Source organism: Brevundimonas sp. FV1ye7S, assembly GCF_058680995.1.
In genome coordinates this window covers 391,969-416,711 of the sequence record NZ_CM178726.1, presented here as the reverse complement: position 1 = coordinate 416,711, position 24,743 = coordinate 391,969, and the positions used below count along the sequence as shown (strand labels likewise).

At 67.4% G+C, this 24,743-nt stretch carries 27 protein-coding genes; 16 read left to right on the top strand and 11 right to left on the bottom strand.

All coding sequences use genetic code 11. The annotated features are described in order from the left end of the window. The first annotated feature begins 219 nt into the window (after positions 1-219). The 5 genes from ACW18C_RS02000 to ACW18C_RS01980 all read left to right on the top strand — a co-directional run bounded on the left by ACW18C_RS02000 (position 220) and on the right by ACW18C_RS01980 (position 3,895). Positions 220-687 (top strand): hypothetical protein, encoded by a 468-nt coding sequence (locus ACW18C_RS02000; RefSeq protein WP_492072511.1) that lies wholly within the window; start codon positions 220-222, stop codon positions 685-687. A gap of 775 nt (positions 688-1,462) precedes the next feature. Further along, the gene (locus ACW18C_RS01995) at positions 1,463-1,972 is read left to right on the top strand and encodes a hypothetical protein (RefSeq protein ID WP_492072509.1); all 510 of its coding nucleotides are present in this window, start codon (positions 1,463-1,465) and stop codon (positions 1,970-1,972) included. A 20-nt stretch (positions 1,973-1,992) separates the two neighbouring features. Continuing rightward, a complete protein-coding gene (locus ACW18C_RS01990; protein WP_492072508.1) occupies positions 1,993-2,499 on the top strand; it encodes an ATPase in 507 nt (168 codons plus the stop codon). Then, positions 2,496-2,675 carry a hypothetical protein gene (locus ACW18C_RS01985; RefSeq protein WP_492072506.1) on the top strand — a complete coding sequence of 60 codons (180 nt, stop codon included), beginning with the start codon at positions 2,496-2,498 and terminating at the stop codon, positions 2,673-2,675. Before ACW18C_RS01990 ends, ACW18C_RS01985 begins: the two co-directional genes overlap by 4 nt. A 359-nt stretch (positions 2,676-3,034) precedes the next feature. Then, complete coding sequence (locus ACW18C_RS01980; protein ID WP_492072505.1) at positions 3,035-3,895, top strand: hypothetical protein; 861 nt, start codon at positions 3,035-3,037, stop codon at positions 3,893-3,895. A 154-nt stretch (positions 3,896-4,049) separates the two neighbouring features. Here ACW18C_RS01980 and ACW18C_RS01975 read toward each other — a convergent pair whose 3' ends face one another. The 5 genes from ACW18C_RS01975 to ACW18C_RS01955 form a co-directional block, all read right to left on the bottom strand. Continuing rightward, the gene (locus ACW18C_RS01975; protein WP_492072503.1) at positions 4,050-4,706 is read right to left on the bottom strand and encodes a DsbA family oxidoreductase; all 657 of its coding nucleotides are present in this window, start codon (positions 4,704-4,706) and stop codon (positions 4,050-4,052) included. Between the two features lie 66 nt (positions 4,707-4,772). After that, a complete protein-coding gene (locus tag ACW18C_RS01970) occupies positions 4,773-5,681 on the bottom strand; it encodes a DUF1206 domain-containing protein (RefSeq protein ID WP_492072502.1) in 909 nt (302 codons plus the stop codon). A 57-nt stretch (positions 5,682-5,738) separates the two neighbouring features. Continuing rightward, positions 5,739-7,184, bottom strand: a complete 1,446-nt coding sequence (locus ACW18C_RS01965) for a sensor histidine kinase (RefSeq protein WP_008262714.1) — start codon at positions 7,182-7,184, stop codon at positions 5,739-5,741. Positions 7,185-7,194: 10 nt separating this feature from the next. After that, entirely contained in the window at positions 7,195-7,875 is a 681-nt protein-coding gene (locus ACW18C_RS01960; RefSeq protein ID WP_008263586.1) for a response regulator transcription factor, read from the bottom strand. Positions 7,876-7,877: 2 nt separating this feature from the next. After that, complete coding sequence (locus ACW18C_RS01955) at positions 7,878-8,204, bottom strand: hypothetical protein (protein ID WP_008259736.1); 327 nt, start codon at positions 8,202-8,204, stop codon at positions 7,878-7,880. A 243-nt stretch (positions 8,205-8,447) separates the two neighbouring features. Here ACW18C_RS01955 and ACW18C_RS01950 point away from each other — a divergent pair, with 243 nt between their 5' ends. Continuing rightward, positions 8,448-8,828 (top strand): hypothetical protein, encoded by a 381-nt coding sequence (locus ACW18C_RS01950; RefSeq protein WP_492072500.1) that lies wholly within the window; start codon positions 8,448-8,450, stop codon positions 8,826-8,828. Between the two features lie 60 nt (positions 8,829-8,888). Here the strand turns inward: ACW18C_RS01950 and ACW18C_RS01945 are convergent, their stop codons facing one another. The 3 genes from ACW18C_RS01945 to ftsY form a co-directional block, all read right to left on the bottom strand. Further along, positions 8,889-9,503, bottom strand: a complete 615-nt coding sequence (locus ACW18C_RS01945) for a MarR family winged helix-turn-helix transcriptional regulator (protein WP_008259635.1) — start codon at positions 9,501-9,503, stop codon at positions 8,889-8,891. Positions 9,504-9,630: 127 nt separating this feature from the next. Further along, a complete protein-coding gene (locus tag ACW18C_RS01940) occupies positions 9,631-10,287 on the bottom strand; it encodes an inner membrane-spanning protein YciB (protein WP_008264172.1) in 657 nt (218 codons plus the stop codon). Between the two features lies 1 nt (position 10,288). Then, a complete protein-coding gene (gene ftsY / locus ACW18C_RS01935) occupies positions 10,289-11,224 on the bottom strand; it encodes a signal recognition particle-docking protein FtsY (RefSeq protein WP_008262203.1) in 936 nt (311 codons plus the stop codon). A gap of 375 nt (positions 11,225-11,599) precedes the next feature. Between ftsY and ACW18C_RS01930 the strand changes: the two genes are divergently transcribed. The 6 genes from ACW18C_RS01930 (at position 11,600) to ACW18C_RS01905 (ending at position 17,438) form a co-directional block, all read left to right on the top strand. Next, positions 11,600-11,812 carry a ParD-like family protein gene (locus tag ACW18C_RS01930; protein WP_008258854.1) on the top strand — a complete coding sequence of 71 codons (213 nt, stop codon included), beginning with the start codon at positions 11,600-11,602 and terminating at the stop codon, positions 11,810-11,812. Then, positions 11,809-12,576 (top strand): type I methionyl aminopeptidase, encoded by a 768-nt coding sequence (gene map, locus ACW18C_RS01925; protein ID WP_492072497.1) that lies wholly within the window; start codon positions 11,809-11,811, stop codon positions 12,574-12,576. The genes ACW18C_RS01930 and map overlap by 4 nt, the downstream gene beginning before the upstream one ends. A 132-nt stretch (positions 12,577-12,708) precedes the next feature. Beyond that, positions 12,709-13,761: a sensor histidine kinase gene (locus tag ACW18C_RS01920; protein ID WP_492072495.1), complete on the top strand. Its 1,053-nt coding sequence runs from the start codon at positions 12,709-12,711 to the stop codon at positions 13,759-13,761. Between the two features lie 104 nt (positions 13,762-13,865). After that, the gene (locus tag ACW18C_RS01915) at positions 13,866-15,911 is read left to right on the top strand and encodes an NAD(+) synthase (RefSeq protein WP_492072494.1); all 2,046 of its coding nucleotides are present in this window, start codon (positions 13,866-13,868) and stop codon (positions 15,909-15,911) included. A 125-nt stretch (positions 15,912-16,036) separates the two neighbouring features. Further along, positions 16,037-16,261 carry an alkylphosphonate utilization protein gene (locus ACW18C_RS01910; RefSeq protein ID WP_008263608.1) on the top strand — a complete coding sequence of 75 codons (225 nt, stop codon included), beginning with the start codon at positions 16,037-16,039 and terminating at the stop codon, positions 16,259-16,261. A 43-nt stretch (positions 16,262-16,304) separates the two neighbouring features. Then, positions 16,305-17,438, top strand: coding sequence for a CobW family GTP-binding protein (locus tag ACW18C_RS01905; protein WP_492072493.1), 1,134 nt, complete (start codon positions 16,305-16,307; stop codon positions 17,436-17,438). A gap of 213 nt (positions 17,439-17,651) precedes the next feature. Here ACW18C_RS01905 and ACW18C_RS01900 read toward each other — a convergent pair whose 3' ends face one another. The 3 genes from ACW18C_RS01900 to ACW18C_RS01890 are packed head-to-tail and all read right to left on the bottom strand — an operon-like array spanning position 17,652 to position 20,413. Continuing rightward, a complete protein-coding gene (locus ACW18C_RS01900; RefSeq protein ID WP_292148752.1) occupies positions 17,652-18,695 on the bottom strand; it encodes a 1,9-bis(guanidino)-5-aza-nonane synthase in 1,044 nt (347 codons plus the stop codon). A gap of 41 nt (positions 18,696-18,736) precedes the next feature. Continuing rightward, on the bottom strand, positions 18,737-19,111 hold the full coding sequence (locus ACW18C_RS01895; RefSeq protein ID WP_492072491.1) for a four helix bundle protein: 375 nt from the start codon (positions 19,109-19,111) through the stop codon (positions 18,737-18,739). A gap of 36 nt (positions 19,112-19,147) precedes the next feature. After that, a complete protein-coding gene (locus tag ACW18C_RS01890) occupies positions 19,148-20,413 on the bottom strand; it encodes a type III PLP-dependent enzyme (RefSeq protein ID WP_035307304.1) in 1,266 nt (421 codons plus the stop codon). 232 nt (positions 20,414-20,645) lie between these two features. On the opposite strand from ACW18C_RS01890, the gene ACW18C_RS01885 reads away from it, so the two are divergent. From ACW18C_RS01885 to phnE, 4 genes are all read left to right on the top strand, one after another. After that, positions 20,646-21,875: a DUF2254 domain-containing protein gene (locus tag ACW18C_RS01885; protein ID WP_492072489.1), complete on the top strand. Its 1,230-nt coding sequence runs from the start codon at positions 20,646-20,648 to the stop codon at positions 21,873-21,875. 106 nt (positions 21,876-21,981) lie between these two features. Next, positions 21,982-22,791: a phosphonate ABC transporter ATP-binding protein gene (phnC, locus tag ACW18C_RS01880; RefSeq protein WP_008264302.1), complete on the top strand. Its 810-nt coding sequence runs from the start codon at positions 21,982-21,984 to the stop codon at positions 22,789-22,791. After that, positions 22,788-23,816 carry a phosphate/phosphite/phosphonate ABC transporter substrate-binding protein gene (gene phnD / locus ACW18C_RS01875; protein ID WP_008259855.1) on the top strand — a complete coding sequence of 343 codons (1,029 nt, stop codon included), beginning with the start codon at positions 22,788-22,790 and terminating at the stop codon, positions 23,814-23,816. The genes phnC and phnD overlap by 4 nt, the downstream gene beginning before the upstream one ends. Next, complete coding sequence (gene phnE / locus ACW18C_RS01870) at positions 23,813-24,703, top strand: phosphonate ABC transporter, permease protein PhnE (RefSeq protein ID WP_008258633.1); 891 nt, start codon at positions 23,813-23,815, stop codon at positions 24,701-24,703. The genes phnD and phnE overlap by 4 nt, the downstream gene beginning before the upstream one ends. The last annotated feature ends 40 nt before the right edge of the window (positions 24,704-24,743 follow it).

The window sequence follows — 24,743 nt, the reverse complement described above, 5'->3', positions numbered from 1 at the left end:
CGGCGCAGTTATTTGCGCGCTAGAGGCCTGTTAGAGGCCTGTGAGTTCCAAATGCAAAATACATCCCATGCGGTCATGTCGCAACGCGTAGAAGCTGCAGACAGTCCCGACGACTTCCCTACACCTCCCTGGGCAACGCGGGCGCTACTCGAGCATGTGATTGGAACGAACGACCTACAAACGCTGACCTGCTTGGAGCCGGCATGTGGAGCTGGGCACATGGCTAAGGTGCTAAAAGAGTATTTTGGCGAAGTCCGCTGCTCGGACGCATACGACTATGGATATGCGCCAGTGCGAGACTTTCTGTCGTACCCTTACGAGACGAATGCGGTTGACTGGGTAATAACAAACCCCCCGTTTCGATTAGCAGAAGATTTTGTACACCGGTCGTTTGATGTAGCGCGCAAGGGCGTCGCTATGCTTGTGCGCACCGTTTTTTTGGAAAGTGTTGGGCGATACAATCGGCTGTTTCAGGCCAATCCTCCAACCAAGTTCGCGCAGTTCGTCGAACGAGTGCCAATGGTCAAAGGCAGATTGGACGAGAAGGCGTCAACCGCGACGGGATATGCTTGGTTGGTCTGGGAACATGACCGAGTAGATGATCCGCGTGTGGTGTGGATTCCCCCTTGCAGAAGACAACTTGAGAAGCTTAACGATTACAACTCCAGACAGCCCTCGCTGCTCTGAGGTTGTGGAAGGGTGCATCTATGGCGTCGAATAAGCGTAGCATACCAGAAATCCGCGAGCGTCTCCGTGAACTGGCTGTCCAGCATAATATGGACGAGCTCCGGGAACTTGCAGACGAGATGTATCGAAACCCTCCTGCCAAAGCGCGAGCACCCGTTCGAAGCCCGAAGCTGACCCCCGAACTGGCCCAAGAAATTCGAGATTACGCGCGCGCTAACCCTCGCGCTCATCAACAAGACATTGCGGAACATTTTGGAGTGAACCACGGACGCGTGTCCGAAGCGCTCAACAATGTTGTTTAGAAACCAGGTTAGGATAGCGAGAACCTCTTCTATACGTTTGCTGTCCTAGAAAGTGGAAGGCGCGCTTCGCCATTTCCGGCCCAACGTAAACGCATGCCACCCTCGTCCTTCTCGCCGGACCCAGCGGGGCCGGAAAGACCACCTTCATCAACCGCTTCCTGCGTCAGCGGGCGGAGGCATTTTGGTTCGTGAACCCAGACGCGGGGGCGTGATCCTCTCCTTTCGTCATCCTCCGGCAAGCCGCGCCTTCGCGGCGCAGACCGGGGGACCCAGCGGCGCGCGTGAGCGCGAACCTGTCGCGGACTCGGTGTTCAGACAGTATACGGCGGACGGATTTCGCCTTCGGCGCCGCTGGGTCCCCCGGTTCCGCTGCGCGGCCCGGAGGATGACGAAAGGAAGGGAGGCCACGCGCTCTGACCACCCCAGCGCAGCAAGCCCTCGCCGCCCGCCTCCGAACGGCGTAGCCTGACCCCATGATCACGCTCGCCCTTACCCTCGCTTTCGCCGCAGCCGGCCCACTGCAACCCGCCGACCCACTGGGTCCGGCGCGCGAGGGTCAGTTGCAGTGCCATTCGCCCGATCCAGCGCGAAAGACCTGTGCCGCCCTGGCGGGTTACACCTTCGCGGCGGACGGAACGATTTCGAACCAGGCCGAGGTGATGCTGAACCCCTCGCCGCTCATCGTCATGCGGGACCAATCCCCTGTCGTGGTCCGCGACGGCGCCGTCTGCGGGCCGCTGACCGGGCTCGAAGACGCCGTCTTCACCATCGAAGGCCAGCCGGCAGACCCCCAGACGGCAGAGATGATCCGGGGTCAGGTGAGCACCGCCTTCGCCCAACTGGGGACGGAAGCCTGCACCCGCTATGCGCCCCAGGGCGAGGGCTGGCTGGCCGAGGCCGTCATCGACGGCCACCCCCGCCCCGACCTGAATCAGCCGGTGATCTGGGTCTCCCCCACGGACGGCTATTCCGTCCGGCCATAGTTTCAGGGGTTCGCGGCCCTATGCCCACCCTCGTCCTCCTCGCCGGACCTAACGGCGCCGGCAAGACCACCTTCATCAACCAGTTCCTGCGGGAACGGGCCGAGACCTTCCAGTTCGTCAATCCTGACGAGGTGGCGCGGCCCCTGGCTCCCGGTTCGGGTCGCGATCTGGCCGCTGGGCGGCTGGTGCTGGAACGGTTGGAGGACCTGATCGCCGCCAGCGCCGATGTGGTGCTGGAAACCACCCTGGCCACGCGCACCCACGCCCGCCGCATCCGCGACTGGAAGGTCGCCGGATACAGGTTCGAACTGATCTATCTGCGCCTGCCCTCGGTCGAGGCCTCCATCGCTCGCGTGGCGCATCGGGTCGAACGCGGCGGCCACGGCATCCCCGAGGAGACATTGCGCCGTCGCTATCCGCTCAGCCTCCAGTACCTGGAGACGACCTACAAGCCGCTGGCCGACGACTGGCGGATCTACGCCAGTGGCGGCGAGGTGCTCGAACTGCTAGATTGGGGACCGCGATGAACAAGCCGCTTTTCGATCACGAAACCATCCTGAAGGCGGGCAAACGCGCCGCCTGGGTCGCCAAGCACGGCACGCGCGAGGAACAGTCCGGCAAGTTCCTGCCGCCGCCCGGCTGGAAGGGGCATCTGGTCACCGCCGCCGACGTTCCGGCCGTGCCCCGGAAGAAACGGGCCTAATCCTCCTTTCGTCATTCCGGGCGCAGCGCAGCGGAGACCCGGAAACCAGCGGCGCCGAAGGCGAAATCCATCCGCCGCAGAATGTCCGAAGATCGAATCCTCGACAGGTTCGCGCTCTCGCGCGCCGCTGGGTTCCGGGTCTGCGGGCCAAGCGGCCCTTCGCCCGGAATGACGAAAGCAAGGGAGGCGGCCCGAGAGTCACGAAGGCGGGATCACCCCTTTGCGCTCCTAATTCCGTCGTTCCGACCTCTGAATATATTCAGCTTTTCCGGCTCACGCGCCAATCTACCCAGCACGGTTTCCCGCCGCCGTATAATCCCCCGGTCCCGTTCCGGGGCGGATCGGCCCGGGAGGGGCGTATGGATGGGATCGAGGGACGCCGGCCCTATGGGGACGAGGGCGAGGGCGGGGGCTATGGCGAGAGCGACGGCGGGGGCGGGGGCGGCTATTTCGACCGACGTCTGACCAACGAGGACTTCGTCGATCCGCCGGGCCGGCCGTCCTGGGATAAGTCGTCCTGGGATGAGGCGCCGCAGGATGAGGCGTCGCACACGACGCGGCCGCTGTATGACGGGCGGCCCGTGCGCGATCCCTATGACCGGGGCGGCGGCTATCGCCGGGCCTCGGACCAGGCGTGGGCGGCGGCGCGCGACGACTATCTGGCCGGCGACACGGCCGAGACGGTCAGCGCCCGCTACGGCATGGGGGTCAGCACCTTCCGCCTGCGCGCCCGGGACAAGGGCTGGCGGCGCATGGACCAGGTCGATCCCCCCTATGATCCGCTGGACCCGGACGAGGCGGCGGCGGACGGCCCGGCCGACTATGGCCGGATGGCCGATCTGGCCCGGATGCGGCTGAACCGCGCGCTGGAGGCCGGCCGCGCCGTCGAGGCGGCGCGCTGGATGCGCCTGCACCTGGGGCTGACGGCCCTGGCCCGGGATGTGTCGCCGGCCCCGCCGCCTGCGCCCCCCACGCCGGAAGCGCCGCCGCCCGCCCCGAAGGAACCCGACCTCGCCGCGCGCGCCGAAGCCCTCGCCCAGCAGATCTGCGTCATCGCCCAGGAAGCCGCCGCCCTGACGCCCGGCGACTACGCCGGCCGCGACGCCCTGATGGCCCGGATCGACGCGCTGGACGACCTGGAGCCGGCCGGGATTTCAGACGAATTAGACGATTCAGACGGTGTTTTTTCGCAGGGAGAGTCTGAAACCGGGCCGCCGTGATCGGGGCGGGTGAGGCGTGCGCGTGAGCGAAGGCGTGAGGGGTGAATCGTGACTGGCGAGGGGTGATTAGCGAGCAAGGGGCGAGCGGGGCGATGCACCGGCGCAAGATCTGCGCTCACCAATCACCAATCACGACTCACCAATCCCCCTCCCCTCACACCTCCGACGCGATCTTCCTCAGCGCCTCTTCGAACACCTGGGCCGGCTGGCCGCCGCTGATCAGATATTTGCCCTCGACCACCACGGCCGGGACCGAGCTGATGCCGCGCGACCGCCACAGGTCCTCGGCCGCGCGCACGGCCTGGGCGTAGCGGCCCGAGGCCAGGACCTCGCCCGCCTCGGCCCGGTCCAGCCCGGCGGCCTCGGCGGCGCTGGTCAGGACGCCGGCGTCGGTCAGGTTGCGGTTCTCGGTGAAATGGGCCGTGAACAGGGCCTGTTTCAGCGCCTTCTGCTTCTCAGGGGCCGTCTCGTGGGCCCAGTGCAGCAGGCGGTGGGCGTCGAAGGTGTTCCAGATGCGGCTGTCGTCGGTCATGCGCATGTCGAAGCCGACCTCGGCGGCCCGCTCGCGGATCATGGCGCGGTTGGCGGCCGACTGTTCCGGGCTGGCGCCGTATTTGCGGCCGATATGTTCGACGATGTTCTCGCCCTCGGGCGCGATCTGGGGGTTCAGTTCGAAGGGCTGAAAGGCGATGTCGGCGCCGATCCCCTCGCTCTTGAGGGCGTCCAGCGCCGTCTCCAGCCCGCCCAGGCCGACCGCGCACCAGGGGCAGACCACGTCGGAGACGAAGTCGATCTTCAGGGTCTTGGTCATGGCGAGGAGCCTTCTGGAACAGCGAGTGTTGCTGGAATATAGGGAGGGCGGGCGCGACGCCAAGCCTCAGCCGAGCGTCAGATCGCGCGGCGGCCGGATCCTGCGCCAGCGCGCCTCCACGAAGGCGAAGGCGCCGAAGGCCATCAGCCCCGCCGCCGTCAGCCCCAGCCCCCACGACCCGCCGGGCTGGGCCTCGAGCGCGTCAAGCGCCGCCGCCGTCGTCGTCACCTCGCCCGACCGCGCGTGCAGCCCCGCCAGGACCACGAAGGTCCCCAACGGCAGATAGGCGAAGCCCCGCGCGCCATACCCCGCCCGCGCCAGGGCCGTCGCCGGCCGGCGCACCGCCTCGGGACAGGCCAGGGCCGCGTCGAAGTCGTCCCGGAAGGCCCTGACGATATTGCCGATCCCGACGCCCAGCACCACCAGCCCCGCCGCGATCAGCAGCAGGCCGCCGAACGGCAGGTCCAGGATCCAGGCCGCCTTCTCCTGGTTCTCGGCGATGCTCTCGGCCCGTTCCGCCGCCTGGCTGGTCGCCTCCCCCGCCTCGTCCAGATACTCGAACACCCCCGCCGCCAGCAGGCCGTAGAACAGGCCGCTGGCCGCCTGGCCCGCCCGCGTGGCCCAGCCCTTCAGGTCGGTTCCCTCATGGTCCGCGTCGAACAGGGCCTGCAGCACGCGCCAGCCGACGAAGGCCCACAGCCCAAGCCCCAGCAGCACCAGCCAGACCCGCCCGAACGGCTGCTCCGCCAGCCACCCCGCCGCCCCGCCCGCGCCGACCGCGTCGCCGATCCTGTCGGTCGCCGCCAGCAGGGTCAGGGCCCCCGCCGACAGATAGACGAAGCCCCGGGCCCCATAGCCGACCCGCGCCGCCCCCTCGATCAGGCGCGACAGCCGGGGCGTACGGCGCGCGGCGGGGACGCGGCGGCGGACGGCCTCGCCCAGGGCGGCGGCGGCGTGACGAAGACGGGCGAACATGGCGGCTCCAGCGCGGCGGAGCGGTTCAACGCCCCCGCCCGCCGATGGCTCCCGCGCTCAGGCGCGCGCGGCGTGAGCCGCCGGCAGCTCCAGCACGACCTTCAGCCCGCCCATGTCGCTGTCGCCCAAGGTCAGCCGCCCGCCGTAGGCGCGCGTCAGGTCCTCGACGATCGACAGGCCCAGGCCCGAGCCGGGCGCGCTCTCGTCCAGCCGGGCGCCGCGCTTCATCACCGTCTCGCGCTGGTCGGCGGGCAGGCCGGGGCCGTCGTCCTCGACCACCACCACCATCTGGCCCAGGCCGTTCTCGCCGGCCGAGACGCGGACGCGGCGGGTGCTGAACTTGGCCGCGTTCTCGATCAGATTGCCCAGGATCTCCTGCAGGTCCTGCCGCTCGCCCAGGAAGGCCAGGTCGTCGGGCGCGCGCCAGTCGATCTCGGCGCCCTTGTCGCGGAAGACCTGTTCGATCATGACCGCCAGCTCGTCCAGCACCTCGGGCACCGGCGTGGTCTCGCCCAGGCCGTGGGCGGCGCGGGCGGCGGCGCGGGCGCGGCGCAGATGGTGGTCGACCTGGCCCTGCATAACCCGGGTCTGGCGCCGCACCAGTTCCGGCAGCGAGCCTTCGGCGGTCCCGGCCTCGGCCAGCATGACCGAGATCGGGGTCTTCAGCGCATGGGCCAGGTTGCCGACATGGGTGCGCTGGCGCTCGACCACCTCCTGGTTATGGTCCAGCAGCCGGTTGACCTGTTCGGCCAGGGGCTGAATCTCCAGCGGATAGGACCGTTCGATCCGCGCCGCCTGGCCGTGGCGCACGGCCGCGATCTCGTTGCGCAGATCGTACAGGGGCCGCAAGCCCACCTGAACCTGAATGAAGACCGCCGACACCAGGATGAAGCCCAGGATCAGCAGGGCGACCCAGGTCAGGGTGGCGAACTGCCGGGTGTCCACATCGACGTTGGACCGGTCGATGGCCGCGAAGAAGACCACCGGCGTGGTCCGTCCCGGCAGGGACTTCATGCTGGCCGCCACCCGCAGCGGCTCGCCCGCCGGGCCTGTGGCGTTATAGGTGATGGTCTGGCCATAGGCGTCGTCCAGCCGCCCCGGCAGGTCCGCCGGCACCGTCAGGTCCTCGCCGTACAGCGAGTCCGAGCGGGTGATGATCCGCAGCCCCCCGGCCAGGGTCGGCTCGGCCGTCATCCAGTACTTGCCCGAAAACACCCGCAGGGTGGGGGCGTCCATGATCTGGGGCGTCAGCACCTTGCCGCTCGCCGTCACCGTGCGCACCACCAGCTCGTCGGTGGTCTCGCTCAGCACGTTTCCCAGGCGGCGCAGGGCCGATTCCTGGAACTGGTTGGTCAGGACGAAACCGGTCGCCACCAGGGCCAGCAGAATCCAGCCGGCGGCCAGCCAGATCAGCCGCCGCGTCAGCGACCTGCCCGGCCGCCCGAACCAGCGGCCCCAGCCGCCGGGCGGCGTCCGCCGCGCCCCAGCCCCCGCTTCGGTCATTGCGGCGTGATCACGCCGCCTCGGACTCGCCCGTCAGGGGCGCCAGGCGATAGCCCAGGCCGCGCACGGTCTCGATCCGGTCGGATCCGATCTTCTTGCGCAGCCGGCCGATGAAGACCTCGATGGTGTTGGAATCCCGATCGAAGTCCTGATCGTACAGATGTTCGACCAGCTCCGTGCGGCTGATGACCCGGCCCTGGTGCATCATCATATAGTGCAGCAGCCGGTACTCCAGCGAGGTCAGGCGCAGGGGCTCGCCGTTGACATTGGCGCGGGCCGCGCGCGGGTCCAGACGCAGGCCGCCGCACGACAGGGTGGCCGAAGCGATGCCGGCCGAGCGCCGCAGCAGGGCCCGCAACCGCGCCAGCAGTTCTTCGGTATGGAAGGGTTTGGTCAGATAGTCGTCGGCCCCCGCGTCGAAGCCCGACACCTTGTCCGACCAGGCGCCGCGCGCCGTCAGGATCAGGACCGGCGTCGCCTTGCCCTCGCGCCGCCAGCGCTCCAGTACGGAGACCCCGTCGATCTTGGGCAGGCCCAGGTCCAGCACGATCACGTCATAGGGTTCGGTGTCGCCCAGGAACCAGGCCTCTTCGCCGTCGGCGGCGTGATCCACCGCATAGCCGGCGTCGGCCAGGGCGCCCTTCAGCTGACGCGACAGATCGGCGTCGTCTTCAACCAGCAGGACACGCATCGTCAGTCTTCTCCCACCACGCGGCCCGAACGGGCGTCCACGCGAATATCAGCGACCCGCCCGCCGGGGTACTCCCAGCGCACCACCACCGTGTCGCCGCGCGGGCTGACGCCCAGCATGCGTCCGTCGCGTCCGGCCCCGACCCGGCGCACCACGGCGCCCAGATCGGCGCGCGGCCCGTCGGCCGAGGGTCGGTCGCGCGAGGGGGCGTCGCGGCGCTGATCCTGCTGCGGACGCTCTCGGTCCTGGTCGCGCGACTGCGCCAGGGCCTGGGTCGCGGGGACCAGGGCCATCAGGGCGGCGATCAGGAGGGCGCGGGTGCGGTTCATGAAGTCGCTTCTACGGGGCCGGCTCTGAACAGCCGCTGAACGGGGTGTTTGGAAACGGGCGATACGGCCGAAAAGCCGCACGTCCATCGCATCTATAACAGAGATCGCGCGAACGGGTCTTCCTGCGCCGAAAAGATGAACGGCGACTGAAACGCGGCGTTCAGATCGGGCTCAGCCTGGAGATGGCTTTCTGGGGACATCGCAGCCCCCGCCGGGGCGCCCCGCACCAGAAGGAACGATCCGATGCTGAACAAGAAAGTCTTCCTGCCCGCCCTGATCCTCGCCGCCGCCTCGGCCGCCCTGCCCGCCGCCGCCCAGTCCTATGGCCCGTCCCATCACGCCCGACCGCCTGTCCATCATGCGGGCTACGGACACTGGTCGTCGATCAACGCCCGCCAGGCCAATCTGGACCGCCGCATCGACCAGGGCGTCCGTTCCGGCCAGCTCAGCCGCCGCGAGGCCACCCGTCTGCGCGGCGAGTTCAACGGCCTGCTGCGGCTTGAGGCCCACTATCGTCGCGGCGGCCTGACCGCCTGGGAACGCACCGACCTGGACCGTCGCTTCGACCGTCTCTCGGCCCAGATCCGCAACGAACGCCACGATTGGGACCACCGTCGCGGCTGATCCTCCGCCGTCATCCTCGGGCTTGACCCGAGGATGACGAGAGGGTGACGGGCGGGGAAGTCAGGCGACCTCGACCACCTTCAGTTTGGGCTTCTTGAGCTTGGAGGTCTTGGCCGGGCGGACCGCCTTCTTGGCGGCCTTTTCGGCCTTCTTGGCCTCCTTCTCGGCCATCTTCAGCGCCTTTTTGGCGGCCTTGGCCTCGGCCTTGGCGGCGTCGGGGGCGGCGTCGGCGGCGGCGGCCAGTTCAGCCAGCTGGGCCAGGAAGGTCTCGCGCTGGCCCTTGGGCAGCAGGGCCATGATCCGCTTGTCGGCGGCCTCGACCAGCGGGCGGGCGGCCTCAAGCCGGGCGGCGCCCTCCGTGGACAGACGGACCGCCTTGGCGCGGGCGTCCAGGGTCGAGCGTTCGCGCTCCAGCAGGCCCTTGGCGGTCATGCGGGTGACCAGGTCGGCCAGGGTCGAGCGGTCGATGCCGGTCATCCGCACCAGTTCGGTCTGGGTCAGACCGGCCTTCAGCGAGGCGGCCTCAAGCACGGCGAACTGACGCTGGGTCAGGCCGTCGGCGCCCATTTCCTCGGAATAGATGTCCAGGGCCAGTTGCAGGGCCCGGTGCATCAGGTGACTGGGCGAGGTGGCCAGAGGCCCGACCTTGCGTAACGACTTGCCAGACTTGACCATATCGACCGTCCCCCGAGTGTCTTTCGTCCGCATGCGTACCAGCCGCGCTTTACGATTTGACGCGACACGTATGTCACTTCCGCGACATTCTGTCTGTAGGCTCCCGTGGTTCCGTCAGGTGCGCGCGCTACATTCCCGTGTCGGGAGAAATGGGACCGGGCTCCTCGTCCTTCGTCATGTTCTTCATGATCAGCGGCACCTGGGACAGGCCGAAGATGGAGGCGGCGATCCACAGGACGCCCCGGAAACTGGTCCAGACGTCGTTCGGATTTGGGGTGTCGCGGCCCAGGGCGTGCCAGAGGGCGGTCACGGCGGCGGGGCTGCGGAAGATCTCGTTCAGGATCGCCACCGCCAGGAAATACAGGCCGTAGCGCAGGGTCAGGGTGCGCCAGGCGGCGTCATTGACCTTGATGGCCGAGCCCAGCAGGGCCTTGAACGGATATTTCTTCAGCGGGATCGACCCCAGCAGGATCACCGCCAGCAGGCCGTTCTGCACCGTCAGCTTCAGCTTCACATAGAGGTCGTCATGGGTGAGGACGGTCAGCAGGCCGAACACCAGGGCGAACAGGCCGGTGATCAGCGGCAGGGGGGCGAACCGCCGCTCCACCGCATAGCCGATGATCAGGGCCAGGCCCGAGGCGCCGACCAGGACCCAGGTCGCCAGGATCATGTCCCGGCTGACGAAATAGCTGATCATGAAGGCGGCCAGGGCGCCGAAATCGACGAGCTGGCGGATCCACTGGCGGTTCTTCTTCGGTTCGGGAGAAGCGGTCGTGTCGGTCATGTCAGTCTTCCAGTCCCACCAGCGAGCGGGAAAAGGCGCGGGCGTCGAAGGGTTGCAGGTCGTCGATCCCCTCCCCCACGCCGATCAGCATCAGGGGCGCGTCGGACGCCTGGGCCACGGGCACCAGCACCCCGCCGCGCGCGGTGCCGTCCAGCTTGGTCATGACGATGCCGGTGACGAAGGCGGTGCGGCCAAAGATCTGTTCCTGGGCCAGGGCGTTGCGGCCGACCGTGGCGTCCAGCACCAGCAGGGTGTCGTGGGGAGCCGCCGGATCGATCTTCTTCAGCACGCGCACGATCTTGAGCAGTTCGTCCATCAGGGCCGACTTGTTTTGCAGTCGGCCGGCCGTATCGACCAGGACGACGTCGAACCCCTCGGCCCGGGCCTTGGCGTAGGCGTCGAAGACCAGGCCGGCGGCGTCGGCCCCGTCGCGACGGCTCTCGAACTCGGCCCCCGCCCGGTCGGCCCAGACCTTCAGCTGTTCACGGGCTGCGGCGCGGAAGGTGTCGCCGGCGACGATCATGACCTTGGCGCCCTTGGCCGTCAGGTCGGCGGCGATCTTGCCCAGGGTCGTGGTCTTGCCCGAGCCGTTCACCCCGACGAACAGGACGACATAGGGTTTGGGCCCGCTCAGCGGGTCGAAGGCCGCCTGGCGCGGCGACAGCTCGGCGGCCACGGCCTCGGCCAGGGCCTCCTTGACCTCATGTTCCTGGGCGTCCTTGCCGAACTTCAGCGCGCGGAAGCGTTCGACGATCCGGGCCGAGGCGGCGGGGCCGAGATCGCTTTCCAGCAGATGCTCCTCCAGCCGCTCCAGCGCCGCCTCGGACAGGGGTTCCTTGACGAAGCTGGCGACGACCTGGTCGGTCATCTGTTTGGAGGAGCGCGAGAGCCCCGCGGACAGGCGCTGGAACCAGCCCTTTTTCGGCGTATCGGTCATCGGATGGCTTTAGCGGCGGCGGAGGCCGACGTCATCCGCATTCGCATGCAGACGGCGGCCTGCGTCATCGGGCGCCGGGGCGGGGATTTCAGACTCTCGCGGAAAAAAACAGAGTCTAGATAGTATAAATCGTCTGAAATCCGCCCTCTCCGCCGTGTCCGTCCTCTGGAGCGCAGACTATGAGGCCGACGGGAGCCCAGGCTGGGAAAAGATCCCGAAAATTCGGCAAGACCTTGAAATCCCTGATGAATCACCAGCGTCATTGTGACAGTTGGCGGATGGGGCGCGGCGCCGACACGGCGGAAACGGCCGCTTGCGGCGCCAGAACGACGAATATACATTGCATATACGAATCATATAGTCCGGAGTCAGGCCTTGGGCATCGTCAATATCGAGGACGCGCTGCACGAACAGCTGCGTCGCGCCAGCAAGGCCTCCTATCGGTCCATCAACGCCCAGGCGGCCTTCTGGATAAGGATCGGCCTGTTGTGCGAGACCAATCCGGGCCTGACCTTTCAGGACCTGGTGGCGCGTGAGCTGAAGGCCGCAGGCGTGGACGCGACGGCCCTGACGGATGCGGCTGCATGACCAAGACCCCCGCCGAGGTCGAGTTGATGGCCGAGGCCGGGCGCCGGCTGGCCTCGGTCTTCACCCATCTGGACGGGCTGGCGCTGGCCGGCATGACCACGATGGAGATCAATGACCGCGTCGAGGCCTTCATCGTCGATGAACTTCAGGCCCGGCCCGCCAGCAAGGGCCAGTACGGCTATGGGTTCGTGCTGAACAGTTCGCGCAATCAGGTCGTCTGCCACGGCGTGCCGTCGACGGACGAGGTGCTGAAAAGCGGCGACATCGTCAATCTGGACATCACCCTGGAGAAGGACGGCTTCATCGCCGATTCCAGCAAGACCTATCTGATCGGGACCGTGGGGCCCCGGGCGCGACGGCTGGTCCGCACCACCTATGAGGCGATGTGGAAGGGTATTCAGGCCGTGCGGCCGGGGGCGAAGCTGGGCGACATCGGCTTCGCCATCGAGCGGCACGCCAAGAAGGCCGGCTATTCGGTCGTGCGCGAATATTGCGGCCACGGCATCGGCCGCGAAATGCACGAAGACCCCCAGGTGCTGCATTTCGGCAGGGCGGGCACGGGCGTGACCCTGCGCGAGGGCATGGTCTTCACCATCGAACCCATGCTGAACCAGGGCCGCCGAACGGTGCGGACCGAGGACGACGGCTGGACCGTGGTGACGGCGGACGGGATGCTGTCGGCCCAGTTCGAGCATACGGTGGCGGTGACAGGGGACGGGGTGCGGGTGCTGACATTGCGGCCCGAGGAGAAGCGGGCGGCCTAGCGCGAAGTCGTCACTTTCGATGCTCAGTTGCGCCCCCGCATGCTAGAGTGGGGCGAAAGACGCTCAGACGCGTCTGAACCCGAGGCTTGATGCTCACACTGAGCGTCGCGACGGGATCGGAAAGGGAGGCCCATGGCTCCCGTATCTCAAGATGAAGATCTGGGCTCCGCCCTGGCCCTGGCGGTCATTTCGGTGTCCAGCGCACCGCTGCTGCTGATGGACGAGGCGTTCGACATCGTCGCCGCCAGCCAATCCTTCCTGATGGAATTCGGGCTGGACGACGATGCGGTGGTCGGGCGGTCGATCTTCGACCTGGGCGGCGGGGAATGGAACCTGCCCCGGCTGCGCTCCCTGCTGGGCGCGGTCGGTTCCGGCGGTGCGGACGTGCCCGACTATCAGCTGGAAATGCCGTTCCGGACCGCCGCGACCCGCAGCCTGAAACTGAACGCCAAGCGCCTGGTCTTTTCCGACACCCAGCCCGTGCGCCTTTTGCTGACCATCGTGGACGTCACCGCCGCAAAGGCGGCCCAGAAGAAGATGGACGACCTGGTGCGGCAGAAGGAGGTTCTGGTTCAGGAGGTCCAGCACCGCGCCGCCAACAGCCTGCAGATCATCGCCAGCGTGCTGCTTCAGACCGCGCGGAAGACGGAATCGATCGAAAGCCGCGCCCATCTGACCGAGGCGCACAACCGCGTCATGTCGGTGGCCGAGGTCCAGCGCCAGCTGTCCCTGAACAAGGTCGGCGAGGTCGCGCTAAAACCCTATCTGGCGCAGTTGTGCGGCAGTATCGGCGCCTCGATGATCGCGGACCATGATCTGGTGCGGATCGAGGTCAGCGGCGACGCCAGCGCCCTGGACGCCGAGGTCTCGGTCAGCATCGGTCTGGTCGTCACCGAACTGGTGATCAACGCCCTGAAACACGCCTTCCCCAACGGGCGAAAGGGCGTGGTCAACGTCGATTTCCAGTCGCGGTCCGAGGATTGGGATCTGACGATCTCCGACGACGGCGTCGGCATGCCCAAGAACCCCGCCGATTCAGAAGCCGGACTGGGAACGGCCATCATCAAGGCCCTGGCTACCCAGTTGGAGGCGTCGATCACCGTCAAGGACCTGGCTCCCGGCACGGAAGTCTCGGTGCTGCATCGCCAGACCGCCGGTGAGATCGCGGCCGTGCCTGCGGTCTAGGCGCGCCGACAGGCGGCGACGCGCGCAGGGGATTCTCTCCTGTCGTCATTCCGGCCTATATGGACGCTGACGACCGGCGCGCGCCGGGATGAACGGACGACCCGATGGCCGAGCCCCTGCCCTTCCATTCCCCCAAGACCCACGGCTTCGTGCGGGTGGCCGCGGCGACGCCCGTCAGCCATGTGGGCGACCCGAAGGCGAACGCCGAGGAACACCTGGCCCTGATCCGTCAGGCGGCCGATCAGGGCGTGGACCTGATGGTGTTTCCGGAGCTGTCGCTGTCGGCCTACGCCATCGACGACCTGCATATGCAGGCGGCCCTGCTGGACGAGGTGGAGCGCCAGATCGCGGTCATCGCCCAGGCGACGGGCGACCATGATCTGGTCGCGGTGGTCGGCGCGCCGATCCGCAACGGCGACGCCCTGTACAACTGCGCCGTGGTGATGGGCGCCGGCGAGGTTCTGGGCGTCGTGCCCAAGACCTATCTGCCCAACTACCGCGAATATTACGAGAAACGCTGGTTCGCTCCGGCGACGGCCCGCGCCGAGGACGTGATCCGGCTGAACGGCGAGACGGTGGACTTCGCCCCCGGCCTGGTGTTCGAGGCGGTCAACCGGCCGGGCTTCGTCTTCGCGGTCGAGATCTGCGAGGACTATTGGGCGCCCCTGCCCCCCTCGACCCGCGCGGCCCTGGCGGGGGCGCGGATCCTGCTGAACCTGTCGGCGTCGAACATCGTGATCGGCAAGGCCGACGAGCGCGCCATGCTGAGCGCCAGCCATTCGGCCCGCACCCTGTCGGCCTATGTCTTCACCGCCTCGGGCTGGGGCGAGAGCACCACCGACCTGGCCTGGGACGGTCAGGCGACCATCCACGAACTGGGGTCGAAGCTGGCCGAGGGCGAACGGTTCGCCCTGGAGAACCACCTGACCCTCGCCGACGTGGACGTGGACCGGATCGGCCTGGATCGCCTGAGAAACGGCACCTTTTCCGAATGCGCGCGGGTCGAGGGCGAGGCGGCGACGGTCGTGCCCTTCATGGCGCGCGAGGACGCGGTCGAGAGCGAGCTGATCCGGCCGCTGGACCGTTTCCCCTTCGTGCCGGACGAGGCCGGACGGCTGGATCAGGACTGCTACGAGGCCTTCAACATCCAGGTCCAGGGCCTGATGCGGCGAATGACGGCGACCAATGGCGAGCGGCTGGTTATCGGGGTGTCGGGCGGGCTGGATTCGACCCAGGCCCTGCTGGTCGCCTGCCGCGCCTTCGACCGGTTGAACCTGCCCCGGACCCAGATCCTGGGCTTCACCATGCCCGGCTTTGCGACCTCGGACGGGACCAAGTCCAACGCCTGGGCCCTGATGAAGGCTCTGGGCGTGACCGGGGCCGAGATCGACATCCGCCCCGCCGCCGAACAGATGTTCAAGGACATCGGCCACCCCTATGCGGCAGGCGAGCCGGTTCACGACATCACCTTCGAGAATGTGCAGGCGGGGCTGCGGACCGACTATCTGTTCCGCCTGGCCAACCAGAACCGGGGCTTCGTCCTGGGCACCGGCGACCTGTCGGAGCTGGCCCTGGGCTGGGCCACCTATGGCGTCGGCGACCATATGAGCCACTACAACGTCAACGGCGGGGTGGCGAAGACCCTGATCCGCCACCTGATCCGCTGGGTGGCCGACCGCGAACTGGTCGGGGCCGAGGCGAGCCCGACCCTGCACGCCATCCTGAACACCGAGATTTCGCCCGAACTGGTGCCGGCCAAGGACGGCGTGATTCAGTCCACCGAGGGCACGGTCGGCCCCTATGCGCTGAACGACTTCTTCCTGTTCTACATCAGCCGCTTCGGCCTGAAGCCGTCCAAGGTCGCCTTCCTGGCGCACCAAGCCTGGAGCGACGCCGGCGCCGGACATTGGCCCGCCAATACCCCTGACGACGAAAAGGTCGAATACGACCTGGCGACCATCAAGGCCTGGCTGCGGAAGTTCCTGATCCGCTTCTTCCAGACCGCCCAGTTCAAACGCTCGGCCCTGCCGAACGGCCCGAAGGTCGTCACCGGCGGATCCCTGTCCCCGCGCGGCGACTGGCGCGCCCCGTCGGACGGCAATGCGCGGGTGTGGCTGGACGAACTGGACGCCAACGTCCCCGACGCCTGACGGCGTCGGTTCCCTGTTCGGGCTATCGCGCTTCGCGCTACTTGAGACCCCGACACCGCTCATATCCACATCGGAAGTGCGGATATTGCGTGACGCGTCTGGCATCGCTCGCTAGAAGCTTCGCCATGACCGAAGACGTGACCAAAGACTCGAACGGCAACATCCTGGCCGACGGCGACAGCGTGACCCTGATCAAGGATCTGAAGGTCAAGGGCTCGGGCGGGGTGACGCTGAAGCGCGGCACCCTGGTCAAGAACATCCGTCTCACCGGCGACACCGACGAGATCGAGGCCAATGTCGACAAGGTGCGCGGCCTGGTCCTGCGCGTCGAGTTCGTGAAGAAGGCATAGAGCCCTCTTCCCAAGTGAGGCGTCAGCCGCCATCTAGCGGCCTATGACCGACACCCTCGACGCCCCCGTTTCGACCGCCGCAACTGGCAAGATCCCCGTCACCGTCCTGACCGGCTATCTCGGCGCGGGCAAGACCACGCTGCTGAACCGGATCCTGACCGAGGATCACGGCAAGCGTTACGCCGTCATCGTCAACGAGTTCGGCGAGATCGGCATCGACAACGACCTGGTGGTCGGCGCCGACGAGGACGTGTTCGAAATGAACAACGGCTGCGTCTGCTGCACCGTGCGGGGCGACCTGATCCGCGTCGTCGCCGGCCTGATGAAGCGCCAACGCCCCGGAAAGCCGGCCTTCGACGCCATCATCGTCGAGACGACGGGTCTCGCCGACCCCGGCCCGGTGGCCCAGACCTTCTTCGTCGACGAGGACGTCAAGGCCAAGACCCAGCTGGACAGCGTCACCACCCTGGTCGACGCCAAGCACGTGATGGCGCGGCTGGACGACTCCAAGGAGGCCCGCGAACAGGTGGCCTTCGCCGACCGCATCATCCTGAACAAGGTCGATCTGGCGACCCCGGAAGAGCTGGACGCGGTCGAGGCCCGGCTGCGGGCGCTGAACCCGCTGGCGCCCATCGTGCGCGCCGAACGGTCGAACGTGCCGCTGGACCAGGTGCTGGGCCTGGGCGCCTTCGATCTGGAGCGGATTCTGGAGGTCCAGCCGGACTTCGCCAACCCGCCGCACGGCGCGGACGGCCATGTGCACGACGAGCACTGCGGCCACGACCACCACCATCATGACCACGACCACGGGCATGATCATTCGCACGGCGACCATTCCCACGACGCGCATTCCCATGGCGCGAGGGGTCACGCCCACCAGGACGACATCAAGGGGATTTCCTTGTCGCTGGACCGGCCGATGGACGGCGCCAAGTTCACCGCCTGGCTGGACCGGCTGCTGGGCGAACAGGGTCAGAACATCCTGCGCGCCAAGGGCATCATCGACGTCCAGGGCGAGAACCGCCGCCTGGTCTTCCAGGCCGTCCACATGATCCTGGAGGGCGATCTGCAACGCGAATGGGGCGAAAGCGAACGCCGCTGGAGCCGCGCCGTCTTCATCGGCCGCGAACTGGACGAGGCCGCGCTGCGGGCCGGGTTCGAGGGTTGCGCGGCCTAGAACGACCTTCCCCCGCTTGCGGGGGAAGTGTCAGGTCGTGGCGCGTAGCGACACGCCTGACGATGGGGGAAGTCTCTTCTGAACGAAGACTTCCCTCTCCGACCCTGGTTCGCTGCGCGAACGGCGGGCCACCTCTCCCGCAAGCGGGAGAGGGTAAGAAAAAGGCCGGCGGATCGCTCCGCCGGCCTTTCTCTCATGGGCAGCCGCTTCGGCTCAGCCCCTCTCGAACAGCTTGTTCCAGCGGCGCTTGTCGCGGGCCTTCCAGGCGCCGCGGTGGTAGGCGTCGGAGCCGATCAGGGGGACGACGGTGGTGGCTTCGGCGAAGACCATCTGCTCGTGGGTGGTCTGGACCTTGCCCCAGGAGGCGGCCTCTTTCAGCGTCGAGGAGGAACAGGCGCCGTCGCGGACGTCGGCGACGGTGATCTGGACCGCATAACGGTGCATCTCGGCCTCGACGCCCAGGATTTCGGCGCAGACGACGGTGTCCTGGGCGAAATTCTTGGGCACGCCGCCGCCGACCATGAACAGGCCGGTGACGCCGGCGGCGATCTTGATGTCGGTCAGTTCGCGGAAGTCGGCGATGGCGTCCAGCATCAGATAGGGCTGACCGGCGGCCGCGCGTTCCTTCTGGTGCTTGACCAGGCCGAAGCCGGCCGATGAGTCGACGAAGGCCGGGCAGAAGATCGGCACGCCTTCTTCATAGGCGGTCTGGATCAGTGAGCCGGGCTTCTTGGCGTTGCCCTCGCTCAGCCACTTGCCCATTTCCCAGATGAACTCGCGGCTGGAATAGCCGCGCGGCTCCAGCCGGTTGGCGATCTCCAGGATGGTGTGGTCGCAGGCCTGAAGCTCTTCCTCGTCGATATAGGTGTCGTAGATCCGGTCGACGTAGTTCTCGCGCAGGACGTTGTCGTCCACCTCGCCGGCGGCCTGATAGTGTTTGAAGCCCAGGGCCTCGAAGAAATCCATATCGACGATGGAGGCGCCGGTGGCGACCACCGCGTCCACCATGCCGAACTTCACCATGTCGCGGTAGACGTGCATGCAGCCGCCGGCCGAGGTCGAGCCGGCCAGGATCAGCCAAGGCGAGCAGTCCTTGTCCTCGATGGCCATGGAGAAGATGTCGGCGGCGCGGGCGGTGTCGCGGCTCGAGAACGACATCTTGCGCATCGAGTCGATGATCGGGCGGGCGTCGAAGCTGGTGATGTCGACATGCTCGACGACATTCTGCAGCAGCTGGGCCTTGGTGTTGGCAGTCATGGGTGACTCGTGAATCGTGAGGCGTGAATGGTGAAGTGCGGTCAGTCGTGCCGCCGTTGCTTCAGTCGCGTCGAAAGGGCGGAGAGCATACGCCCGATCCGCTCCATGTCGGCAAGCAAAGGCTGGAGATTGTCAGTCGTTAGATAGCCGAGACGCGCGGCGATGAGGAGATGGGTTTCGACCTCCGCGAGCGACCCGCGCGCGACGCCGAGGAAGTGGACGAACTCCCCCGTTCCGTTTCGGCCTGCGCCCTCCGCGATATTGGCGGCCACGCTGACGGCTGAACGACGAACTTGACGGATCAGGCCAAACCGCTCGTCAGACGGCCAGGAGACCGAGCAACGATAAACGGCTTCAACCCAATCAACCGAGAGCTTCCAGACGTCTAGATCGCGGTGAGTTCGCAAGTCGGTCATGGCTGACAATCACGACTCACGATTCACCTCTCACGATCAGCGTCGCGACTTCTTCCTCTGACCGGCCTTACCTTTCGGACGTGACAGACGCACGACCTTGCGGGCGTTCTCCTCGGCCGTGGTGCGCACGGTGGGGATGGAGCGCGGCGCCAGGCCGTAGAGCGAGGCCATCGGGGCGTCTTCGACGATGGCGATGTCGTGTTCGCCATAGCCGTTGAAGCCGGTCGACATGGCGACGCCATAGGCGCCGAGCATGCCGATTTCGATGAAATCGCCTTCGCGGATGTCGGCCGGCAGCCAGAACGGACCCGGCATATGGTCGATCGAGTCGCAGGTCGGACCATAGAACTGGAACGCCTTCAGCTCGGACGCAGCCTCGCCGTCCCGGACCAGTTTGGTCGGGAAGGGCCAGCGCGAGTGGGTCGCGTCGAACAGCGATCCGTAGGAGCCGTCGTTCAGATACAGGGCGTCGCCCTTGCGCAGGTCCACACGGGCCAGGATCGACGAGGATTCGGCGACGATGGCCCGGCCGGGTTCGCACCACAGCTCGGTCGTTTCCGACACCGGCATCTCGTTGAAGCCGCGATGGATGGCGTCGGCGTATTCGCTCATGTCCGGCGGCACCATGCCGGGATAGACCGAGGGGAAGCCGCCGCCGACATCGACGATGTCCACGATGACGCCCGCGCGGCTGATCGAACGGCCGACCTGGGCCATGGCCGCCTGATAGGCGGTCGGGCGCATGCACTGGCTGCCGACATGGAAGCTGACGCCCATCAGCCCGTCCTTGACCGCCTGGCGCGTTGCCAGCAGCAGGGCCGGGGCCTGGTCGGCGGGAACGCCGAACTTGCCCGACAGGGTATAGGCGGCGCCGTCGGCCGAAACCGCCATGCGCACGATCAGGTTCAGGTCGTCCGCGCCGCCGGTGGCGTCGAGGATCTTGTTCAGCTCATCCACGCAGTCGAGCGAGAAGGTGCGAACGCCGTGTTCGAAATAGGCCTTGGTGATCGCAGACCGGCTCTTGACCGGATGCATGAAGGCCAGGCGAACGTCATGGCTGACCGAACGCACCAGTTCGATCTCGGCGATGGACGCCACGTCGAAGCCGCGAACCCCGGCCTCGATCAGGGTCTCGATGACCCAACGCGACGGATTCGCCTTCACGGCATAGAAGACGTCGGCTTTTAGATTATCCTGGAACCAAAGCGCCGCTACGGATACCGAACGCGGTCGCACGAGGGCGACGGGACGTTCAGGGGACCGCTCACGGACCAGGTCCAGGGGAAGCTGATACGTGCGCAATTCACGTAACCCCCTGCTAATTGTGAAACCCAGACCGGCGTTAGCAGCGCTTAACGGTTAGACCACGGGGTCCGCCGGAAGCCGCGATATGGGGGCATCGGACTGTCATGTAAAGGGGTTTTTTCGTGGCGGGGCCTGGGTTTGGACTGTCACAAATCCCCCGCGACAGTGTCACAGCCCCCCAGGGGCGCAACCTTGGCCTTTTCACGCCGTTGATGAACGGGAGGCGTGAATGAATCGATGGCTGTTCCTGTGGCGCAAGACGCGGCGCCAACTGTGGGTGCGGGCGACCGCCTACGCCGTCTTCGGCCTGGCGGCCTCGCTGCTGGCGGCGGCCCTGTCGCCCTGGGTGCCCCAGGACATGGCCGAGCGCCTGGGCGGAGAATCGGTCGAATCCATCCTGACCATACTGGCGTCCAGCCTGCTGGGCGTCGCGACCTTTTCGGTCGGGGCCATGGTGACGGCCTATACGTCGGTGTCGTCCGCCGCCAGCCCCAGGGTCGCGGCCCTGGTGACCAGCGACGAGGAAACCCAGAAGTCGCTGGCGACCTTCGTCGGCGCCTTCCTGTACGCCATCGTGTCGGTGACGGCGATCAACGCCCATTACTACGGCCAGAACGGCCGGGCCATCCTGTTCCTGTTCAGCCTGGCCATGGTCGGGCTGGTGGCGTTTCGCCTGCTGGCCTGGATCAACCGCCTGTCCAGCCTGGCGCGGGTCGGGCACATGATCGAGCTGGTCGAGTCCTATGCGCGGGATGCGCTGGAACAGCGCCGTGACCTGCCGCGACTGGGCGGCCGGGCGGGCGGCCTGGAAAACGGCGCCGTCGTCGTCGCCCCCGCCACCGGCTATGTCCAGAACGTCGATCCCGACCGGCTTCAGACCCTGGCCGAGGCGCGCGACTGTAAGGTCGAGGTCGTGGCTGCGCCGGGCGCCTTCGTGCGGCGCGGCGGGGTGCTGGCGCGCATCAGCCTCGCCGCCTGCGACGACACGGCGCAGGCCGACTTCTGCTCGGCCTTCGCCCTGGGCGATTCCCGGTCCTATGATCAGGATCCGCGTTTCGGCCTGATCGTGCTGGGGGAGATCGCCGCCAAGGCCCTGTCTCCCGGCGTCAACGACCCCGGAACGGCGATCCAGATCATCGGCGCGGGCGTCCGCCTGCTGGACGTCTGGACGGGCGACGCCTGTCCCGAAAAACAGCCCCCGCATCGCGACCGGCTGTTCGTGCCGGGAATCGCCGACGCGGACCTGCTTGACGATGTTTTCGGACCGGTGGCCCGTTACGGAGCCGGAGACGTCGCCGTCGCCGTGCGGCTTCAGAAGGGCCTGAAGACTCTGGCGACGACGCCGGCCCTGGCCGGGGCGGTGGAGGTTCTGGCCCGCGAGGCGCTGGACAGATCGCGCGTCGCCCTGCCGATCGCCGCCGATGTCGCACGGGTCGAGGCGGCGGCCGAGGTCGGCTGAACGGGTCGGGTCTGGACGAGATTGCGCCTGCCGTGCGATTAAGACTTGCCCAGAAGCCTTTGTCGCGTCATGCGGCGCCCGTTCGCCACAGCCTCCCAGCGAGTTCATGACCTCATCCGCAGCCGCCGTCGCCCCCGGGCTTGTCCTGGCGCGTGACGTGTCGAAGACCTTCGGATCGCGAAAGGCGCTGGACGGCGTCTCGATCTCCGTGGCCTCGGGCGAGATGGTCGCCCTGATCGGCCCGTCGGGATCGGGCAAGTCCACCCTGCTGCGCTCCATCACCGGCCTGCAGTCGATCGATCCCGGCAAGGGGACGATCAGCGTCTTTGGTGAAACCGTCCAGAAGGACGGGCGCGTCACCGGCGCCGTGCGCCAGGCGCGCGGCAAGCTGGGCATGATCTTCCAGCAGTTCAATCTGGTCGGGCGGCTGAGCCTGTTCTCCAACGTCATGCTGGGCGCCCTGGGGCGGCTGCCGGCCTGGCAGGGCCTGCTGGGCCTGTGGCCCCAGGCCGACAAGGATCGCGCCATGGCGGCCCTGCACCGGGTCGGGGTCAGCGACTACGCCGGGCAGCGCGCCAACACCCTGTCGGGCGGCCAGCAGCAGCGGGGCGCCATCGCCCGCGCCATCGTTCAGGGGGCCAAGGCCATCCTGGCCGACGAACCCGTCGCCTCGCTGGACCCCGTGTCCGCGCGCAAAGTGATGGAGTTGCTGGTCGAGCTGAACCGCCGCGACGGCATGGGGGTGATCGTCACCCTGCACCAGGTCGACTACGCCATCCGCTACTGCGACCGCGTCATCGCGCTGCAGGGCGGCAAGATCGTCTATGACGGTCCCGCCACGGGCCTGGATCAACAGCGCCTGATCGATATCTATGGTCCTGAATTCGAGGACGCGTTCTGGGAGACCAAGGCATGAGCCCGTTTCAAGCTTCTTTGGCGCGTCGCTTCGTAGCGAAGGCCGGCGTCGCCGCCCTGGGCGCCGCGATGATCCTGGGCCTCGCCTCGTGCGGCGGGGGCGACGAGAAGCCGGCGGCCGGGACCATGCCGTCGGAACTGACCTTCTCCATCCTCTCGGCCGAGGGCCAGGCCTCTTCGGGCCCGCTGTGGCAGCCGCTGCTGGACGACATGTCCAAGGCCGTCGGCGTGCCGGTGAAGCCCTTCTTCGCGGGCAACTACAATGTCCTGATCGAGGCCATGCGGTTCAACCAGACCCAGGTGGCCTGGTTCTCGGCCAAGCCGGCCCTGGAAGCCGTGGACCGCGCCCAGGGCGAGGTCATCGCCCGCATCGTCGATCCCGAGGGTCGCGACAGCTACACCTCGACCCTGATCGTGCGCAAAGGCTCGGGCGTCACGCTGGACAAGGTGCTGGCCTGCGGCAAGCAGTATGATTTCGGCATCGGCGACGCCCAGTCGACCTCGGGCACGCTCGCCCCGCTGACCTTCCTGTTCAATCCCCGCGGCATCGTGCCGGCCCAGTGCTTCAAGACCGTGCGCTCGGCCAGCCACCAGGCCAACGCCTTCGCCGTCGCGACCGGCGTGGTCGACGTGGCCACCTCCAACTCGGTCAACACCGTCTTCATGCGCCGCGAGAACCCGCAGCTGGCGTCGCAGATCGAGGACATCTGGGTGTCGCCGCCGATCCCGGAATCCGGCATCGTCATCCGCGAGGATCTGGATCCGGCGCTGAAGGAGAAGCTGCGCAGCTTCTTCCTGACCTACGGCCAGGGCCAGGGCCCCGAGGCCGAGCGCCAGCGTCAGGTGCTGGCGGGCCTGAACTATTCGATGTTCCGCGCCGCCGACGATTCCTACCTGGACCCGGTGCGTGAAATGGTCGCCGACCAGAAGCTGAGCGAGGCCAGAGCCAAGAACGACCAGGCCGGCGTCGCCGCCGCCGAACGCGACCTGGCCGCCCTGCGCGCCAAGCGTGAGGTCCAGCCTTGACCGAAGCCAGCCTCGACATGGCGGCCAAAGGGGGCGTCGCCCCGACCGCCATTCCCTCGGCGCCGACCAAGTCGCTGTCGGCGACCCTGTTCGACCTGATGCTGTGGGGCGGTCTGGCGATCATCCTGATCGCCAGCTTCGGCAAGGTGGACATGCAGAATTTCGGCCGGCTGTTCTCGGGCTCGTCGAACATCTCCACCTATGGCGCCGACCTGCTGCGGCCCGACTGGGGGGCCATCTTCCCGCCGGGAGACTTCTGGACGTCGTTCACCCATGTCTTCACCCAGCCGACGACCAGTCTGGCGGGCCAGATGTGGCTGACGGTGCAGATCGCCCTGTGGGGCACCTTCCTGGCCGTCTTCATCGCCCTGCCCCTCAGCCTGATGGCGTCGCGCAACATCGCGCCCGGCTGGATGGTCTTCATCGTGCGCCGGTTCATGGACCTGCTGCGGTCGATCCCCGACCTGGTCATCGCCACCCTGTTCATCGTCGCCGTGGGCCTGGGCCCCTTGGCCGGCGTGCTGGCCCTGGCGCTGAACACCGGCGGGGTCCTGGCCAAGCTGTTCTCCGAAGCGGTCGAGTCGATCGACAAGGGGCCGGTCGAGGGCGTGCGCGCCACCGGCGCCGGCAAGCTGCACGAGATCGTCTGGGGCGTCTTCCCCCAGGTGGCGCCGCTGTGGACCTCGTTCGCCCTGTATCGGTTCGAATCCAACAGCCGCGCGGCTACCGTGCTGGGCCTGATCGGGGCCGGCGGCATCGGCCAGACCCTGTTCGAGAGCATCCAGGCCTTCGACTACAGCCGGGTCGCCGCCATCGCCATCGTCATCGTGGTCGCCGTGACCCTGATCGACACCCTGTCCCAGGTCATGCGCAAACGCCTGCTGTAACGGTGGGCGCCGTGCCCGGGACGCAGGAAAAACAGTCACA

Excerpts from the sequence above, each read along its gene's own strand:
- ACW18C_RS01940 (WP_008264172.1), bottom strand. The coding sequence starts at position 10,287 with ATGACCGACACGACCGCTTCTCCCGAACCGAAGAAGAACCGCCAGTGG.
- ACW18C_RS01995 (WP_492072509.1), top strand. The coding sequence starts at position 1,463 with ATGATCACGCTCGCCCTTACCCTCGCTTTCGCCGCAGCCGGCCCACTG.
- map (WP_492072497.1), top strand. The coding sequence starts at position 11,809 with ATGACCAAGACCCCCGCCGAGGTCGAGTTGATGGCCGAGGCCGGGCGC.
- ACW18C_RS01900 (WP_292148752.1), bottom strand. The coding sequence starts at position 18,695 with ATGACTGCCAACACCAAGGCCCAGCTGCTGCAGAATGTCGTCGAGCAT.
- ACW18C_RS01905 (WP_492072493.1), top strand. The coding sequence starts at position 16,305 with ATGACCGACACCCTCGACGCCCCCGTTTCGACCGCCGCAACTGGCAAG.
- ftsY (WP_008262203.1), bottom strand. The coding sequence starts at position 11,224 with ATGACCGATACGCCGAAAAAGGGCTGGTTCCAGCGCCTGTCCGCGGGG.
- ACW18C_RS01965 (WP_008262714.1), bottom strand. The coding sequence starts at position 7,184 with ATGACCGAAGCGGGGGCTGGGGCGCGGCGGACGCCGCCCGGCGGCTGG.
- ACW18C_RS01895 (WP_492072491.1), bottom strand. The coding sequence starts at position 19,111 with ATGACCGACTTGCGAACTCACCGCGATCTAGACGTCTGGAAGCTCTCG.
- ACW18C_RS01955 (WP_008259736.1), bottom strand. The coding sequence starts at position 8,204 with ATGAACCGCACCCGCGCCCTCCTGATCGCCGCCCTGATGGCCCTGGTC.
- ACW18C_RS01950 (WP_492072500.1), top strand. The coding sequence starts at position 8,448 with ATGCTGAACAAGAAAGTCTTCCTGCCCGCCCTGATCCTCGCCGCCGCC.
- ACW18C_RS01970 (WP_492072502.1), bottom strand. The coding sequence starts at position 5,681 with ATGTTCGCCCGTCTTCGTCACGCCGCCGCCGCCCTGGGCGAGGCCGTC.
- phnD (WP_008259855.1), top strand. The coding sequence starts at position 22,788 with ATGAGCCCGTTTCAAGCTTCTTTGGCGCGTCGCTTCGTAGCGAAGGCC.
- ACW18C_RS01960 (WP_008263586.1), bottom strand. The coding sequence starts at position 7,875 with ATGCGTGTCCTGCTGGTTGAAGACGACGCCGATCTGTCGCGTCAGCTG.
- ACW18C_RS01945 (WP_008259635.1), bottom strand. The coding sequence starts at position 9,503 with ATGGTCAAGTCTGGCAAGTCGTTACGCAAGGTCGGGCCTCTGGCCACC.
- ACW18C_RS01990 (WP_492072508.1), top strand. The coding sequence starts at position 1,993 with ATGCCCACCCTCGTCCTCCTCGCCGGACCTAACGGCGCCGGCAAGACC.
- phnC (WP_008264302.1), top strand. The coding sequence starts at position 21,982 with ATGACCTCATCCGCAGCCGCCGTCGCCCCCGGGCTTGTCCTGGCGCGT.
- ACW18C_RS01980 (WP_492072505.1), top strand. The coding sequence starts at position 3,035 with ATGGATGGGATCGAGGGACGCCGGCCCTATGGGGACGAGGGCGAGGGC.
- ACW18C_RS01885 (WP_492072489.1), top strand. The coding sequence starts at position 20,646 with ATGAATCGATGGCTGTTCCTGTGGCGCAAGACGCGGCGCCAACTGTGG.
- ACW18C_RS01920 (WP_492072495.1), top strand. The coding sequence starts at position 12,709 with ATGGCTCCCGTATCTCAAGATGAAGATCTGGGCTCCGCCCTGGCCCTG.
- ACW18C_RS02000 (WP_492072511.1), top strand. The coding sequence starts at position 220 with ATGGCTAAGGTGCTAAAAGAGTATTTTGGCGAAGTCCGCTGCTCGGAC.
- ACW18C_RS01915 (WP_492072494.1), top strand. The coding sequence starts at position 13,866 with ATGGCCGAGCCCCTGCCCTTCCATTCCCCCAAGACCCACGGCTTCGTG.
- ACW18C_RS01910 (WP_008263608.1), top strand. The coding sequence starts at position 16,037 with ATGACCGAAGACGTGACCAAAGACTCGAACGGCAACATCCTGGCCGAC.
- ACW18C_RS01975 (WP_492072503.1), bottom strand. The coding sequence starts at position 4,706 with ATGACCAAGACCCTGAAGATCGACTTCGTCTCCGACGTGGTCTGCCCC.
- ACW18C_RS01985 (WP_492072506.1), top strand. The coding sequence starts at position 2,496 with ATGAACAAGCCGCTTTTCGATCACGAAACCATCCTGAAGGCGGGCAAA.